The sequence below is a fragment of the Ruegeria sp. SATB045 genome (genome assembly GCF_059613525.1).
On the sequence record NZ_JBXWSR010000025.1, the window covers coordinates 1 to 15,198 of the forward strand.

The 15,198-nt window shown below is 57.4% G+C and carries 18 protein-coding genes; 7 read left to right on the forward strand and 11 right to left on the reverse strand.

The window, feature by feature from the left end; all coding sequences use genetic code 11:
• The 3 genes from AC2FNR_RS14075 to parC form a co-directional block, all read right to left on the reverse strand.
• A partial coding sequence (locus AC2FNR_RS14075; protein ID WP_480637420.1) for a GTP-binding protein occupies positions 1-146 on the reverse strand: 146 nt, incomplete at its 3' end.
• Positions 147-259: 113 nt separating this feature from the next.
• Positions 260-853 (reverse strand): hypothetical protein, encoded by a 594-nt coding sequence (locus tag AC2FNR_RS14080; protein WP_170356706.1) that lies wholly within the window; start codon positions 851-853, stop codon positions 260-262.
• A 97-nt stretch (positions 854-950) separates the two neighbouring features.
• Positions 951-3,299, reverse strand: a complete 2,349-nt coding sequence (parC, locus tag AC2FNR_RS14085; RefSeq protein WP_496849607.1) for a DNA topoisomerase IV subunit A — start codon at positions 3,297-3,299, stop codon at positions 951-953.
• A 201-nt stretch (positions 3,300-3,500) separates the two neighbouring features.
• Between parC and AC2FNR_RS14090 the strand changes: the two genes are divergently transcribed.
• The 6 genes from AC2FNR_RS14090 to AC2FNR_RS14115 all read left to right on the forward strand — a co-directional run bounded on the left by AC2FNR_RS14090 (position 3,501) and on the right by AC2FNR_RS14115 (position 7,723).
• Positions 3,501-4,112: an SH3 domain-containing protein gene (locus tag AC2FNR_RS14090; RefSeq protein WP_496849608.1), complete on the forward strand. Its 612-nt coding sequence runs from the start codon at positions 3,501-3,503 to the stop codon at positions 4,110-4,112.
• Positions 4,113-4,181: 69 nt separating this feature from the next.
• Complete coding sequence (locus AC2FNR_RS14095) at positions 4,182-5,009, forward strand: SDR family oxidoreductase (protein WP_480870312.1); 828 nt, start codon at positions 4,182-4,184, stop codon at positions 5,007-5,009.
• Between the two features lie 77 nt (positions 5,010-5,086).
• The gene (locus AC2FNR_RS14100; RefSeq protein WP_170356709.1) at positions 5,087-5,290 is read left to right on the forward strand and encodes a twin transmembrane helix small protein; all 204 of its coding nucleotides are present in this window, start codon (positions 5,087-5,089) and stop codon (positions 5,288-5,290) included.
• Positions 5,291-5,863 (forward strand): cob(I)yrinic acid a,c-diamide adenosyltransferase, encoded by a 573-nt coding sequence (locus tag AC2FNR_RS14105; RefSeq protein WP_170356710.1) that lies wholly within the window; start codon positions 5,291-5,293, stop codon positions 5,861-5,863. It begins immediately after the preceding gene.
• Positions 5,864-6,035: 172 nt separating this feature from the next.
• On the forward strand, positions 6,036-6,794 hold the full coding sequence (locus tag AC2FNR_RS14110) for an electron transfer flavoprotein subunit beta/FixA family protein (protein ID WP_170775374.1): 759 nt from the start codon (positions 6,036-6,038) through the stop codon (positions 6,792-6,794).
• Positions 6,794-7,723 (forward strand): electron transfer flavoprotein subunit alpha/FixB family protein, encoded by a 930-nt coding sequence (locus tag AC2FNR_RS14115; protein WP_170756053.1) that lies wholly within the window; start codon positions 6,794-6,796, stop codon positions 7,721-7,723. The genes AC2FNR_RS14110 and AC2FNR_RS14115 overlap by 1 nt, the downstream gene beginning before the upstream one ends.
• Before the next feature lie 62 nt (positions 7,724-7,785).
• Here the strand turns inward: AC2FNR_RS14115 and AC2FNR_RS14120 are convergent, their stop codons facing one another.
• On the reverse strand, positions 7,786-8,607 hold the full coding sequence (locus AC2FNR_RS14120) for a DUF6473 family protein (protein ID WP_496849612.1): 822 nt from the start codon (positions 8,605-8,607) through the stop codon (positions 7,786-7,788).
• 162 nt (positions 8,608-8,769) lie between these two features.
• Here AC2FNR_RS14120 and AC2FNR_RS14125 point away from each other — a divergent pair, with 162 nt between their 5' ends.
• Positions 8,770-9,645, forward strand: coding sequence for a 3-hydroxybutyryl-CoA dehydrogenase (locus AC2FNR_RS14125; RefSeq protein ID WP_209198265.1), 876 nt, complete (start codon positions 8,770-8,772; stop codon positions 9,643-9,645).
• 74 nt (positions 9,646-9,719) lie between these two features.
• Here the strand turns inward: AC2FNR_RS14125 and AC2FNR_RS14130 are convergent, their stop codons facing one another.
• From AC2FNR_RS14130 to AC2FNR_RS14160, 7 genes are read right to left on the reverse strand one after another with little or no spacing between them, the layout of a single operon-like run.
• The gene (locus AC2FNR_RS14130; protein ID WP_170756054.1) at positions 9,720-10,619 is read right to left on the reverse strand and encodes a lysophospholipid acyltransferase family protein; all 900 of its coding nucleotides are present in this window, start codon (positions 10,617-10,619) and stop codon (positions 9,720-9,722) included.
• A 39-nt stretch (positions 10,620-10,658) separates the two neighbouring features.
• A complete protein-coding gene (locus AC2FNR_RS14135; RefSeq protein WP_170356715.1) occupies positions 10,659-10,928 on the reverse strand; it encodes an HPr family phosphocarrier protein in 270 nt (89 codons plus the stop codon).
• Between the two features lie 2 nt (positions 10,929-10,930).
• On the reverse strand, positions 10,931-11,338 hold the full coding sequence (locus AC2FNR_RS14140; protein ID WP_496849615.1) for a PTS sugar transporter subunit IIA: 408 nt from the start codon (positions 11,336-11,338) through the stop codon (positions 10,931-10,933).
• Complete coding sequence (gene rapZ / locus AC2FNR_RS14145) at positions 11,335-12,225, reverse strand: RNase adapter RapZ (RefSeq protein ID WP_496849616.1); 891 nt, start codon at positions 12,223-12,225, stop codon at positions 11,335-11,337. The genes AC2FNR_RS14140 and rapZ overlap by 4 nt, the downstream gene beginning before the upstream one ends.
• Entirely contained in the window at positions 12,210-12,680 is a 471-nt protein-coding gene (locus tag AC2FNR_RS14150; protein ID WP_480870321.1) for an HPr kinase/phosphorylase, read from the reverse strand. Before AC2FNR_RS14150 ends, rapZ begins: the two co-directional genes overlap by 16 nt.
• A gap of 3 nt (positions 12,681-12,683) precedes the next feature.
• Positions 12,684-14,402, reverse strand: a complete 1,719-nt coding sequence (locus tag AC2FNR_RS14155; RefSeq protein WP_496849618.1) for an ATP-binding protein — start codon at positions 14,400-14,402, stop codon at positions 12,684-12,686.
• A gap of 31 nt (positions 14,403-14,433) precedes the next feature.
• Positions 14,434-15,138 carry a response regulator transcription factor gene (locus tag AC2FNR_RS14160; protein WP_170356719.1) on the reverse strand — a complete coding sequence of 235 codons (705 nt, stop codon included), beginning with the start codon at positions 15,136-15,138 and terminating at the stop codon, positions 14,434-14,436.
• Positions 15,139-15,198: the final 60 nt, after the last annotated feature.

Below are 15,198 nucleotides of genomic sequence, written 5' to 3' on the forward strand. Positions count from 1 at the left end.
GGCGCACCGTCAATCTGGTCATACGCTTTGAAGTCACCGAAATACTTGGTGATCGCTGCGGTCAGCGTGGTTTTACCATGGTCAACGTGGCCAATCGTGCCGATGTTGACGTGCGGTTTTGTACGCTCAAACTTTTCCTTTGCCATTCCTCAGGCGCCCTTTTGCGATTTGGGGGACCCTTGGTCCCGTGGTTACATCTGCGCGCGCGAGATATTTGGTTCGCAGGGGAAAATCAAGCACATCCTGAGGGAAAAGCCGTTTACGACGCTGGATTTTGCGTGAGCTCGCCGGAATCCAGCGGCTGGATCAGATCGGGGCGACTTTTGAACCAACCGTTCTGTTGATGTTCTTCGGCCAGCCATTCCTCGACTCGGTCCGCAACCTTCAAGGCCAGACCGCTCATCTGCTCTTCTTTGGTACGCTCATGGCCCGAACCCTTGAGCGCGCTGCCGCCAGTGGTGTCTTCCAGAACCTGAAATTGTTTGCCCTTGGCCAGGAATTCTTTCTTGTTCACATCATAGACATTCACCAGCACAATCGCGGTGCTGCGTGGGTTGTAGATCACCGGAATGCCCGGAGGCGCCAGCATATATCCCTCTAGGCTGATGCCGATATCATAATCCTGCGCGCCTTCGTATCGGCCAAGGCGGATATCCACCGCATTCTGGATCGCGGCCGTCCACTCGTCCGGCGTAGCGTCGCGTGAGACCGGTCCCTGCACAGCCTTTTCGGCAAAGGCATAGTTGACGCGCAGTTTGAATTCGCCGAGCGACTCGGGCTCTTCGTACACTTGCGTCTGCGTACACGCGCCCAACAGGGCCAGTCCGGTGATCAAGGTCAAAATACGCAACATGTCTCTCGTCTCGATAGGCCTGTTTTCTTTGATTTAGCGCACCGACACGGACTGTGCCAAGCCGTATCGGCGGAATTCCCCGAAAGCGGTCGCAAAATCACGAGAATTTATAGTCCCTCGGGAAGCCGTAAGGCGGCTTTTTCCCGACGCTGGCGCGTTTGGCCAGCCATTGAGACATATCCGCCTCGTGCCGGGTCTTGTCGCCACCCATGGACCATTTCAGGCCCTCCTCCCAGTTGAAAGTGGTGATGTCGGACAGACCGCCATCCAGCTCCAGCGTGCCCTGACGCCCGCGCGCCATGTTGTATTTCTGCAAACGTACACCCTTGCCGCGGGTCATCTCAGGCAATTCTTCGGTCGGGAAGACCAGGAACTTGCCGTTTTGAGACACCACCGCTACGTGGTCGCCCGCGACCGGTTTGCAGATCACCGCCGTTTCATCACCTTTGACGTTCAGCACCTGCTTGCCGTTGCGGGTCTGCGCCAGCACGTCATCCTCGGGCACCATGAACCCGTTGCCCGCTTCCGAAGCCACCAACAGCTTGCGCCCCGGCTTGTGGATCAGGATGTCGATGATCTGCGCCTCGTTCGGCAGGTCGACCATCAGACGCAGCGGCTCGCCCATGCCCCGCCCGCCAGGCAGGTTGGCGGCGCTGACCGTGTAGAACCGACCGTTTGAGGCAAAGACCAACAGGCGGTCCGTGGTCTCCGCGTGGAAGATGAAACGCGGGCCGTCACCGTCCTTGAACTTCAGCTCGCGCTTGAGGTCGATATGGCCGGTCATGGCGCGAATCCAGCCCATCTGCGAACAGACGACCGTGATCGGCTCCTTGTCGATCATCGCCTCAAGCGGCACTTCCTCGGCCTGACCAGCCTCAGCGAACTGGGTACGGCGTGCGCCGCCTTCGTAATCTTTACCAAAGGTCTTCTTGGTCTCTTTCAACTGCTCGGCGATCTTGGCCCATTGCAGTGCGGGATCAGCCAGCAGGTCTTCGAGATTGGCGCGCTCTTCCATCAACGCGTCACGCTCGCGGACCAGCTCCATCTCTTCCAGACGGCGCAGGCTGCGCAAGCGCATGTTGAGGATGGCGTCGACCTGAACCTCGGACAGTTCGCCCTCGCCTGGTTTGGGCGAGACATAGTCGGATTCGTCCGTCGCACGAACGTGGTCGATGCCCCAATCTTCGCGCATCAAAGCAGCTTTGGGATCATCGTCATAACGGATGATGTCAATCACACGGTCGAGGTTCAGGAAGGCAACGATAAAGCCCTCCAACACTTCTAACCGGTGGTCGATCTTAGCCATGCGGTGACGCGAACGCCGCAACAACACCTCTTGCCGGTGGTCAAGGAAGGCGCGCAGCACTTCCTTCATCGAGCAGACCTTGGGCGTCACCCCGTCGATCAGCACGTTCATATTCAGGCTGAAACGCACCTCAAGGTCCGAGTTGCGGTAGAGCATCCCCATCAGCACCTCGGGGTCCACGTTTTTAGAACGCGGCTCAAGGATCAGACGAATGTCATCCGCGGATTCATCGCGGACATCGCCGAGGATGGGGATTTTCTTGGTCTGGATCAGCTCCGCGATCTTTTCGATCAGCTTGGATTTCTGAACCTGATATGGGATCTCGGTGACAACGATCTGCCACTGGCCACGCCCCAGATCCTCGACCTCATACTTACAGCGCAGGCGGAACGATCCACGCCCGGTGCGATAAGCCTGCGCGATATTCTCAGGGGGCTCGACAATCACGCCACCAGTCGGAAAGTCCGGGCCGGGGACATAGTTCAGCAGCGTGTCATCCCGCGCGTCCGGCGTTTTGATCAGATGCAGACAGGCATCGCAGAGCTCAGAGATATTATGCGGCGGGATATTCGTCGCCATGCCCACCGCGATACCACTGGCGCCGTTTGCCAGCAGGTTCGGGAACTGCGCCGGCAGAACGACCGGTTCAGTCAGCGTCCCGTCATAGTTGTCACGGAAATCAACAGCGTCTTCGTTCAGACCTTCCAGCAGCGCTTCGGCCACGATGGTCATCCGCGCCTCAGTGTATCGCGAGGCCGCCGGGTTATCGCCGTCGATATTGCCGAAATTCCCCTGCCCGTCGACCAGCGGATAACGCACGTTAAAGTCCTGCGCCAGACGCGCCATCGCGTCGTAGATCGCGGCATCACCGTGGGGGTGATAGTTACCCATCACGTCGCCCGAGATCTTGGCGGACTTACGGAATCCCCCTGTCGCGCTGAGTCGCAGCTCGCGCATTGCATAGAGGATTCGCCGGTGAACCGGCTTCAGACCATCGCGCGCATCGGGCAGCGCCCTGTGCATGATGGTGGACAAAGCATAGGTCAGATAGCGTTCGCCAATCGCGCGGCGCAGCGGTTCGGCTACCTCGCCCCCACCTTCGGGGGCCTCCATGTTGGGGTCGTCGATCGTGTCGTTCATATATGATGTGATACGACGCAAGCGCGCCGCGGTAAAGCAACCGGTAAGCATTTTGCTGGGGACAAGTGGCGCTTTTTGCAACAGGGGGAGGCAACCGACGGATTTCCCCCGATCTTTCGACTCGAGACCTCAGATATGGTAAGCTCTCGGTCATTAGACTGCTGCCTATTTCATCTTTTACGATTACCCGGGGGAAGCGCCATGACGCGCCTTATCGTTGTTAGTTTCGCTGCACTTGGCTGGTGTTTTTACGTCATGAGCGGTGGGCCAGACTTTGAACCGCGCGGCCTGCGTGCCGAACGGCCTGTGCGTGTCGCCACCCAATCCAAGCCAGTGCAGATCGCACCTGCGCCTGCCCAAAATCTTGTGACCAATGTCGCCAGCCGCACCCCGGCCGTCCGGGCCAAACCGATCGAGCCTCAACCGGCCGTTGTTGAATTTGTGACTGAAACCGCAAGCGTTGAAGCGCTCAGGGAAATTTCGGTTTTTGATGATCAAACTTCCAATTTTACGCTCGCATCGCTTGAAGATGGAGTGAGCGGCCTGCAGCAGATCGAACCAGAAGCGCCTGAACAGATCGCGGAACCGATTGCCCCCACTGAGCCCGAGAAGGACATTCGCGAGATTTCTGGAACACGGGTCAATCTCCGCGACGGTCCCGGCACGATCTATCCAATCATCGCAAAGGTCGGCATTGGCCAGAAAGTCGAAATCCTGAGCGACTCGGGCACAGGTTGGCTTCGCCTGCGCGTGTTGCCGCAGCAACAGGTCGGATGGATATCGGCATCTCTGGTCGAAAAACCCGTAAACTGACGCAGTGCAACGATTGTCCCACCCGGTATCACGCCCTAGCTAGGGGTAAGGCTTGGTATCGGGGACACTATGCAGAAATCGATTCTAATAACCGGCTGTTCGTCCGGAATCGGGCTGGACGCAGCGCATGGCATGCGCGCTCGCGGTTGGCGCGTCTTTGCATCGTGCCGACAGCAGCGGGACTGTGACAGGCTACGCGCGCAAGGCTTTGAAAGCCCCCGCATCGACTATACCGACACCGACAGCATCGCCGCTGGTCTGGCCGAGGTGCTTGAGGCCACCGGAGGCACGTTGGACGCACTGTTCAATAACGGCGCACACGGTCTACCCGGCGCAGTCGAAGATCTGCCCACCGACGGGTTGCGCGCGATCTTCGAGGCTAATTTCTTTGGCTGGCACGAACTGACCCGTCAGGTCATCCCAGTGATGCGAGCGCAAGGCCACGGGCGAATCGTGCAGAACTCCTCGGTTCTGGGACTGGTCGCCTTCCCCTGGCGCGGAGCTTATGTGGCCACAAAATATGCGATCGAGGGCCTGACCGACACATTGCGGTTGGAACTGGCGGATACCGACATCAAGGTCAGCCTGATCGAACCCGGCCCGATCACCTCGAAAATCCGCGAGAACTCGATCCCTTTCTTCGAACGTTTCATCGACTGGCAGAACTCAGCCCTGCGCGAGCGGTATCAGGCGACACTGTTGAAAAGGCTATACGAAACCTCAGGCACAGATCGGTTTGAACTGCCCGCATCCGCCGTGACCGACAAGCTGGCCCATGCGGTCGAGGCAAAACGACCGCGCCCCCGCTACTACGTTACGACTCCAACTTACATCGCAGGCTACCTGCGCCGCATTCTGCCAACACGTACGATTGACCGTATCCTCTCGGACGTCTGAGGCGAAATTACCCGTTCGCTTTTCTCCGCCATGGGTCTAGATGGTAAGCTAATGCAAAAAACGCGGACGGTGTACCCATGGACCTATTGATGGTCGTATTATTGCTGGCGATGGCGGCGGTGGTCGTCGTGCTGGTGATCGGCATTTCAAACTTCGGCAAGGCAGGGAAAAGTGCCGCGCTGAAGAGCAACAAGATGATGCAGCTGCGCATCCTGTTTCAATTCATTGCCGTGGTGCTGATCGTGCTCTACGTCTGGCTTCGCGGACAGGGAGGTCAGTAAATGGTTGTACTTAACAAAATCTACACACGCACCGGCGATGACGGCAAAACAGCCTTGGGCAATGGGGAACGCGTTGCCAAGTATTCGGGTCGAGTTGCAGCGTATGGCACGGTGGATGAACTGAATTCATTTGTCGGCGTCGCCCGAACCGAAGCTGATGGTGAGGTCGAAGCCGCGCTGTCGCGCATCCAGAATGACCTGTTCGATCTGGGTGCCGATTTCTGCCGCCCCGACATGGATAAGGATGCCGAGGCTGAATACACGCCGCTGCGCATCGTACCCTCTCAGATCGACAGGCTTGAGGCTGAGATCGACGCCATGAACGAAGCGCTAGCGCCGCTGCGCAGCTTCATCCTACCCGGTGGGTCACGCCTGGCGGCCCATCTACATGTGTGCCGCACCGTCTCGCGCAGGGCCGAGCGTCTGGCGGTTGAGCTGACCAATATGGAACCTGTCAACGAAGTGGCGGTAAAATACCTCAATCGCCTAAGCGACTGGTTTTTCGTGGCCGCCCGCTGCGCGAACGAAAACGGCTCGGCGGATGTGCTGTGGGTTCCGGGCGCGAACCGCTGAAGCGTTGGCTTGAGCGCGCCGTAGCGTCAAAAAATATGAAACGCGACGTCCCAAGCCCACGAGATGACGATTTTGCCCTGTTGTCGTGTGGCTTGAGACGTTATTCAGACGTCCGAGAGCATTGGTGGAGTCGCGTCGCGGCTCACCGTTATTTGTGAGGAGCAAGCGCAAAATGAAGGTACTCGTGCCTGTCAAACGCGTGATTGACTATAACGTGAAAGTTCGCGTCAAAGCGGACGGCAGCGGTGTTGATCTCGCCAATGTCAAAATGTCGATGAACCCGTTCGACGAGATCGCCGTCGAAGAGGCGATCCGTCTGAAAGAAGCAGGCAAGGCGGATGAAGTCGTCGCTGTTTCCATCGGCGTCAAGCAGGCGCAGGAAACCCTGCGCACCGCTCTGGCCATGGGTGCCGACCGCGCAATTCTGGTTGTTGCGGCTGATGACGTGCACACCGATATCGAACCGCTGGCCGTTGCCAAGATTCTGGCCAAAGTGGTCGAAGAAGAGCAGCCGGGCATCGTTCTGGCGGGCAAACAGGCGATCGACAACGACATGAACGCCACTGGTCAGATGCTGTCAGCCCTGTTGGGCTGGAGCCAAGGCACCTTCGCCTCTGAGGTGGATATCGAAGGCGACAGCGCCAAGATCACCCGCGAGGTTGACGGCGGTCTGCAGACCATCAGCGTCAAGATGCCGACCATCGTGACCGTTGACCTGCGCCTGAACGAGCCGCGCTATGCTTCGCTGCCCAACATCATGAAGGCGAAGAAAAAGCCGCTGGACGAGAAAACTGCTGCCGATTACGGCGTCGACGTCACTCCTCGTCTGGAAATCGTCAAAACCGAAGAGCCGCCGGCACGTGCCGCTGGTATCGTCGTGGGCTCGGTTGACGAGCTGGTTGCGAAACTCAAAGAAGCGGGGGCTGTGTAATGGCTGTTCTTCTTCTCGCCGAAGTCAATAATGGTGAACTGGCGCTGGACGCCACCGCCAAAGCCGTCAACGCCGCGAAGGCGCTGGGCGACGTGACCGTTCTGGCCGCAGGTGGTTCTGCCGCTGCTGCCGGTGAGGCTGCCGCAAAGATCGACGGTGTCTCCAAGGTTCTGGTTGCCGAAGACGCATCACTGGGTCACCGCCTGGCGGAATCGACCGCAGCCCTGATCGTGGGCCTGGCCGATGGCTATGAGCACATCGTCGCACCGGCTACCACCGACGCCAAGAACGTGATGCCCCGCGTCGCAGCCCTGCTGGACGCGATGGTGATCTCGGATGCATCCGGCGTGGTTGACGGTTCGACCTTCGAGCGTCCGATTTACGCAGGCAACGCGATCCAGACCGTGAAATCGAACGACGCCAAGAAAGTCGTCACCTTCCGTACCGCGTCCTTCGATGCTGCAGGCGAAGGCGGCTCGGCCGCGGTCGAGACGATCTCGGTTGGTGACAACCCGGGTCTGTCTTCGTGGGTCGAGGACAAGGTTGCCGAAAGCGATCGCCCGGAACTGACCTCGGCTGGCGTTGTTGTCTCGGGCGGCCGTGGCGTCGGCTCGGAAGAGGACTTCAAACTGATCGAAACCCTGGCAGACAAGCTGGGCGCCGCCGTTGGCGCGTCGCGCGCCGCCGTTGACTCGGGCTACGCTCCGAACGACTGGCAGGTGGGTCAGACCGGTAAGGTTGTTGCCCCTGATCTGTATGTTGCCGTCGGCATCTCGGGCGCGATCCAGCACCTTGCTGGTATGAAGGACTCGAAGGTCATCGTTGCGATCAACAAAGACGAAGAAGCACCGATTTTCCAGGTTGCTGACTTCGGTCTGGTTGCCGACCTGTTCCAAGCCGTACCGGAACTGACCGAAAAACTCGGCTGATCTTAAGCCGAGGCTTTTCGACGAAAAATCTGACAGGCCCGCCAAAATGGCGGGCCTTTTTCTTAGCGCAGATCCCGAATTGGACCCGCCAGCGCCTCGGCTATGGTCCTGTGCGCAGCAGGCCCAATCATGTACTCAGCCATCGGCTGCTGCAAAGTTCCGAATAGCATGTCTTCAAGCTCGTCCGATTGCCCAGAAACGCTGACAGTCTCACGCACGATTGCCGCGCAAAAAGGTCTAACCGCGTCCAGCAATCCAAGAGACAATGGCACGTCTGCTTCATCGGCAGGGTCCCCGCCATCCGATTGACCAACAACCTGCAAACACAGAAGAATCACTGGCACGTCCAGTTTTTCCAGCAGGGCCCGCATCTGCTTTAACCAATTGCGCCGTAGCTCGTCCGCAACGGCTTCGAAACGTGCGTCCTGATGGCCACGCAACAGCGCCATCAGGTGATGCACGAAATTCACGTCGGCAAAATCGACATCGGGGTATAGCGAAATCAGATCATCCGTGGCGGCCAGAAATCGATCGTTCCGCCTTGGATGGACGCGATAGAAGCGATTCGATTGTCCAAGTAGATCCGGCGCTTGCAACACGCACAGTTCAGCCTTGTCCATCAACGACTGAAGACCGGAATCGCGACACAACGCGTCGACACCGCAGAACAGGCTGCCAAGGTTTAAACACCGCCTGTCAAGCTTGTCTTCCAAAACGGACGCGAACGGAGTTTCGACGAAACGGCCAAACGTCTCTGTCCCACCGATGCAAGCCATATATGGCGTATCCAGTGATCGCTCGGGACCACGAAACCAAAGCCGTGAGCCCGAATACTGGCAGACGGCATCCTCGGGAGCCCCCGAGCCTGTTTGGTAATAGCTCATTACACTCACCCATTTTTCACCCGGGAGACACTTTGCAGCCGCATATCTTGAGAAATTACTAATGTGCGCATTTGAAGCAAATTCGATGGGTCTCATCCTCTTGCCGCCCGCCCCCATCTGCCGATACTGTCGCCATAACCCGTGGGACAGAGGCACCTGAATATGGATGTAAAATCAGTCGGAGTGATTGGCGCAGGTCAGATGGGCAACGGTATCGCCCATGTGTTGGCCTTGGCGGATTATGATGTTGTTCTGAACGATGTCAGCCAGGATGCGTTAAACGCTGCGATGGCCATTATTGAAGGCAATTTGACCCGCCAGGCATCACGCGGAAAGATAACGGATGAGGCGGTACAGAACGCCTTGAAACGCATCACAACCACGCTGGAATTGCCGCAACTGGGCAAGACCGATCTGGTGATCGAGGCGGCCACCGAACGCGAAGCGATTAAGCAGGCGATTTTTGAAGATCTGCAACCTCATCTTCTGCCGCATACGATTCTGACATCGAATACGTCGTCTATATCGATCACGCGTCTGGCCAGCCGTACGGACCGACCCGAAAGGTTCATGGGATTTCATTTCATGAACCCGGTTCCCGTTATGCAACTGGTCGAACTGATTCGCGGCATCGCCACAGATGAAGAAACGTTCAGCGCGTGTAAGGCCGTCGTCGACAAGCTGGGGAAAACTGCAGCCAGCGCCGAGGACTTTCCGGCCTTTATCGTGAACCGTATTCTCATGCCAATGATCAACGAGGCGGTTTACACGCTGTACGAAGGGGTCGGGAATGTGCAGTCGATCGACCAGTCGATGAAACTAGGGGCAAACCATCCTATGGGGCCCTTGGAACTGGCCGACTTTATTGGGCTGGACACGTGTTTGGCCATCATGAACGTGCTGCATGATGGTTTGGCGGACACCAAGTATCGCCCTTGCCCATTGCTCACGAAATATGTTGAGGCAGGGTGGCTTGGTCGCAAATCCCAGCGCGGGTTTTATGACTATCGAGGTGAGTTCCCCGTTCCGACCCGGTGAAGGGGGCCAGCCCCCTCGCCCGGACGTTGTCCGGGCTCACCCCCGAGATATTTTTAGCCAGATGAAGCAGCGGATCAGGTTCCGCGTGTCTCGCCCAAGGACAAAGTGTGCTTTCGGAGCCACGCCATGAAACCGCGTGGATCGCGTTCCAGAAGTTGCATGTCATCTTCCGATATAGGTTCACCAATGACTGGGGATTGAGGCTTGTTACAAGACCGGACGATCTCGTGCAGCAAAAGGCCCTGGCGCATAATGGCTGATAGTTTGTTCGCGATCTGATAGGCGCGAGAGTTGCGGCCCGGGAAGAAAATCGGCACCACCTGCGCGCCGGATCTCCGGATCATCTTGGCAGTGAAAACGTTCCACTCGCGTTCAATCGCAGGGCCGAACCAATCATCCGAGGACATAACGACACCTGACGGGAACAGAGCTACAACGCCTCCGTTTTTAAGGTGATCCATCGCCTTACCACGCATTTCCAGCATTTTGGCCTGCGCTTCCGGGTCATGCGGGAAAGGCACTGGAATCATAAACGACGTCGCGGCCTCATCTAGGCCAGTCAGGACCGAGCGTGTCAGAATGCGATAGTCGTTGCGCACCTGACCGATAAGCTCGGCCAGAATCATGCCATCGACCATACCGTGAGGGTGATTTGCCACGACGACCACAGGTCCGGTTTTGGGGATACGGGCAATCTGTTCCTGCGGTGTGGTCAGATTGATTCCCATCACCTCAAGCGCGCCGCCCCAGAAACGCTGGCCCCGGTAGTATTCGTTCTTCTTCTCAAACTTGTTGACCATACGCAAAATGGTCAGCTTACCGGTGCACCATTCGATGGCGCGAATGGCTGTCGCGGTCCAGGCGTCGTCAAACGAGTTCGCATAGGTCAGGGTTCTACGGTCGTAGATTTCGCCCTGGTCCTCGGTCCCATCGACAACCGGGCCTGTCTTGGTCTCGTGCGTAGTTTCCGCCAATTCCTGGTCTTCCCGTTATTGGTATCGCGGCTGATGCGCTCAGAACCCCTCCCCGAACTTGTCGTTCACGAGGGTTTCCAACGCGTCGGCCAACGCCTCAGCATCCGGTCCGGACGTCTCGACGTCAATAGTCGTTCCGCGCGACGCTGCCAACATCAAAAGACCCATAATACTGTCGCCTGACGCTGAAAGCCCGTCTTTTGACACTTCGGCCTGTGCATCAAACCCCTCGACCACTTCAACCAACTTAGCCGAGGCGCGCGCGTGCAGGCCCTTTTCATTAACTATTTTCAAGCTTCGGGTGGTCATTCTTAGTCGGTCCGCTCTTGGTCAAAGGTCACGTTTTGCGCATTGATATACTTGCGCCCAGCTTCCATCGCCTGCCGCACCGCGTCGCCAATTGGCAAGTGGCGGGATTTAGCCAGTTTGATCAACATAGGCAGATTTGCACCGTAAAGGATACGTCGGTCATGAGGTGTACAGGCGCGCAAGCTGAGATTCGACGGGCTGCCGCCGAAAAGATCTGTCACGACAACGACGCCATCGCCAACATCAACGCTGTCGGCGGCAGCACAGATTTCTGCCTGCTTGGCCTCGCGGTCATGGTCCGCTTCGATCGAAATCGCCGCAAGGCCAGGTTGCTTTCCCACGACATGCTGCATGGCCGCAAGATATTCCTGCGCCAACCCACCATGTGCTACGAGTACGATCCCGATCAATCCGGCCTCACATTCAACGATCGACGTTCCATTTCGCGATGCCTAATTGCCACCTGCTGCCCCCCTTCCGCAAGAGCCTTTGCAACCGCTTCCGCTGTGGCGACCGATCTGTGCTGACCGCCCGTACACCCGAATGCAACGGACAGATGCGCTTTTCCTTCGGCACGATAGGCCGGAAGCAGGATTAAAAGCAGATCGACCACGCGTTCAAAAAACGGCGCATAATTTCCGTCTGATTGAACGTAGCGCGCCACGTCCGGGTTTCGACCGTCTTCGCCCCGCAGGTCTGGCTGCCAGTATGGGTTAGCGAGGAAACGGCAATCAAATACCATGTCCAGACCACGGGGTAACCCGCGTTTATACGAAAACGACTCGACCGATACAGCTAGATGTCGGCCTCCCTGTGGCGCGAACCAACGTTCGACCTCTTGCCGCAGCTGGTGCACGTTGAGCGGGCTGGTATCAATTAGCGTGTCAGCAATCTCTCGGATCGGCGCCAGCAACTCTTTTTCCTGCATCACCCCGGTTTCAGGGCTGGCATTCGCCGCGACTGGATGGCGCCGTCGCGTTTCAGAGAACCGACGTAGCAAGACCTCATCGCTACAATCGAGATACAAGGTGGCCAGGTCGACATCAGCCATACGGCGCAGTTTCGCGGATAGTTCGATAAAACCAATTGTCGAGAAATCCCGATTTCTTGCATCCAGCCCCAAAGCCATGGGCCGCTCGCGCGCCGGTCCTTCCAGCAAGCGAAGCAATAGGCCCATCGGTAAATTGTCTATGGCTTCAAAACCCAAATCTTCGAGCACCCGAATAGCGGTGGATCTCCCCGCACCAGAAGGTCCGGTCACCAGAACTATCCGTTGTTGTGTCATGCGTTCGGCCATTCTGGACCCACTCGCCCCATTTTCAAAAGCTGCATAAGAGCTGCTGACAAATTGGGGGCAGCCGCTGCCCGTAGCAAGGGAACAGTTTGCCTCAGGGCGAGAACAGTTGCGTGTTCGGGCAGGCGCGCGTGCTCGGGCGTATCTAGATCAACAACATAACGAAGTGGGACGGGCCCGACCGGAACAGCTTGCAGAAGGCCAATACCACGGGCCTCGATTATGCCGCTAATATTGGGGGCGGTATCCGCTAATACAGCTCCGCTCTTCATGCGTAGACTGACGCGGTCGTCTGCAACCAACCCGGCGCCCGCCGCCATCATCTGCAACCCAAGCGCGGATTTCCCTGAACCGGACGCGCCAATGATCAAGATACCGCGCCCGTCGACCGCAACGCAGGTGGCGTGAACAACTGCAGAATCCAGATTTTCAACGGCCGACAGCGTGGTGTCCGGCATGACCTATACGGGCAACCCGACGACGAACCGGGCGCCCAGCGGATCCGAGGTGATGTCCGCTTCGGTCGGTCGAATGTTTTCGGCCCAGATAACGCCGCCATGTGCTTCGACAATCTGCTTGGAAATCGCCAAACCAAGGCCCGAGTTGTTCCCGAAATGCTCGGCCGGGCGTTGGGAATAGAAGCGCTTGAACACCTTCGTCAGTGCCTGTTCCGGGATACCGGGACCGGTGTCTTCAACCACAACCAAGACCCGATTTTCGCGCTGGCGGACCCAGACACGTATCGCATCGCTGTCCTCGCAGAAAGAAATCGCATTGGTGATTAAGTTGACAAAGACCTGTGCAAGGCGTGCTTCGAGACCGTGGATCACGATCGGTTGACTCGGCATATCCGTGATGTAATCGATGCCTTTTTCGCGCGCGTCCTCGCCCAAATACTGGCCGATGTTGCCCAGTAGCTTGAGCAAATCGAACGGCTGCTCTTCTTCCTTGACCAGTTCGGCATCAAGACGCGATGCATTCGAGATATCGCTGACCAGACGATCCAACCGCCGCACATCGTGCTCGATCACACCCAGCAGTTTGTCCCTCTGGTCTTCGCGTTTGACCATACGCAGGGTGCCAACTGCGGATTGCAGGCTGGCCAAAGGATTCTTGATCTCGTGTGACACATCGGCGGCGAACTGTTCATTTGCGTCAATGCGGTTGTAAAGCGCCGTGACCATGCCTCGCAATGCCCGGCTAAGACGCCCTATTTCATCCGGCCGCGCACTGAGGTCAGGGATACGGATACGGCCAGGGTTCATACCTGTGCCACGGTCTCTGCCCGTCTCTGCAGCAGAGGCCAAATCCGCCAATGGGTTTGCAATGGTCGAGGCCAAAACAAGGCTTAACCCGATGGAGACAAGCAAGGCGACCACGAACATCTGTAGAATACGCTCTTGCTCACGTCGCGCCAGAGCGTCAATTTCGCCTGCGGGGCCCGTAATCGCAACAGCCCCGACTGGTACTCCGTCCTGCAGGATCGGCGTAGCCGCAACAACAACCGTCTCGCGTTGTTCGTCCTTTACCGCCTGAACCTGTGTTGCGCCATCAAGCGCTGAGGGGACAATAGCCTGAACCCGCTGCGCCAAAGTGGGTGCCGTGCTGGGATCGTAATTCGTGAAAACGCGGGTCAGACCGTTCCACACCGCATTCAATGCGTCGCTGATCAGCGTGCTGCCTGTCTGAACCTCGGCATCAGTTCGCAGCAGCACGGCCATTGTGGATGATGAAGCCTCACCGCGCGTCCAACCGATAAGAGTGCCGGACATGTCATACACAAAAACTTCGCCACCCGGCGGCAGGCTCAGACCGGCCAAAGTGTCTTCAACGTTCAATTGACTGGCATCTTGCGACGGTTGATCGCCGGTTTGACGCAACCGTGTTTCAAAGACGTTGCTGACCAGTTGCGCGTTTCCGACGATATTTCGCGCAGTCTGCTGAACTTGTTCCTCACGAGAATCGTCCAAGTACAACAGTCCGGTTACCAGAATAACCAAGGCCACCAAGTTGATAGTAACGATTTTGCGCGCCAGCGGGGACTCACGCAAGGCGAACAGATTTCGGCGACGCCGCGATGCGCGCAGCTCGCCTGATTCTCCGTCCTGTGGAATGACCCAATCATCCCCCAGAACGACATCGCCATCCTTGAATTCGCTGGCTTGTTCCGTATCGCGCACGAGACCCAACTACCCTTTCAGATTGGCGTTCTTATTCTTCGTTGTACCGGTAACCAATGCCATAGAGCGTTTCGATGGCCGAAAACTCTGAATCAGCGGCGCGCATTTTCTTGCGCAGACGCTTGATGTGGCTGTCAATGGTCCGATCGTCCACATAGACCTGATCGTCATAGGCCACGTCCATCAGTTGATCGCGGCTTTTGACAAAGCCTGGTCGCTGTGCCAACGCCTGCAGCAACAGGAACTCGGTCACTGTCAGGGACACGTCTTCTCCCTTCCAGCTGACCGCATGGCGCAGAGGATCCATCCGCAATTCTCCGCGTTCCATAACCTTAGCGTCGCCAGTATTGGCGACAGTCGCGTCACCTGAAGTGGCTTCCTGTCGGCGCAGCAATGCCCGGATACGCTCGACCAGCAAACGCTGCGAGAAAGGCTTTTTCACATAGTCATCCGCGCCCATGCGAAGGCCAAGAACCTCGTCAATCTCGTCATCTTTCGAGGTCAGGAAAATCACTGGCATCTGGGTCTTCTGCCGCAGGCGCTGCAACAGATCCATGCCGTCCATACGCGGCATCTTGATATCCAGCACAGCCATGTCAGGCAGTTTCTTGTTGAAGGCGTCTAGCGCGGCCTGCCCGTCATTATATGTTTCAACCTCAAAACCTTCGGCTTCGAGAGTCATGGATACGGACGTCAGAATGTTTCTGTCGTCATCCACCAATGCAATCTTTGACATCGGGTTAACCCCTATTCCTGCTCACTCATGCAATTTATCGCTTATTAGTATGGCATTTCT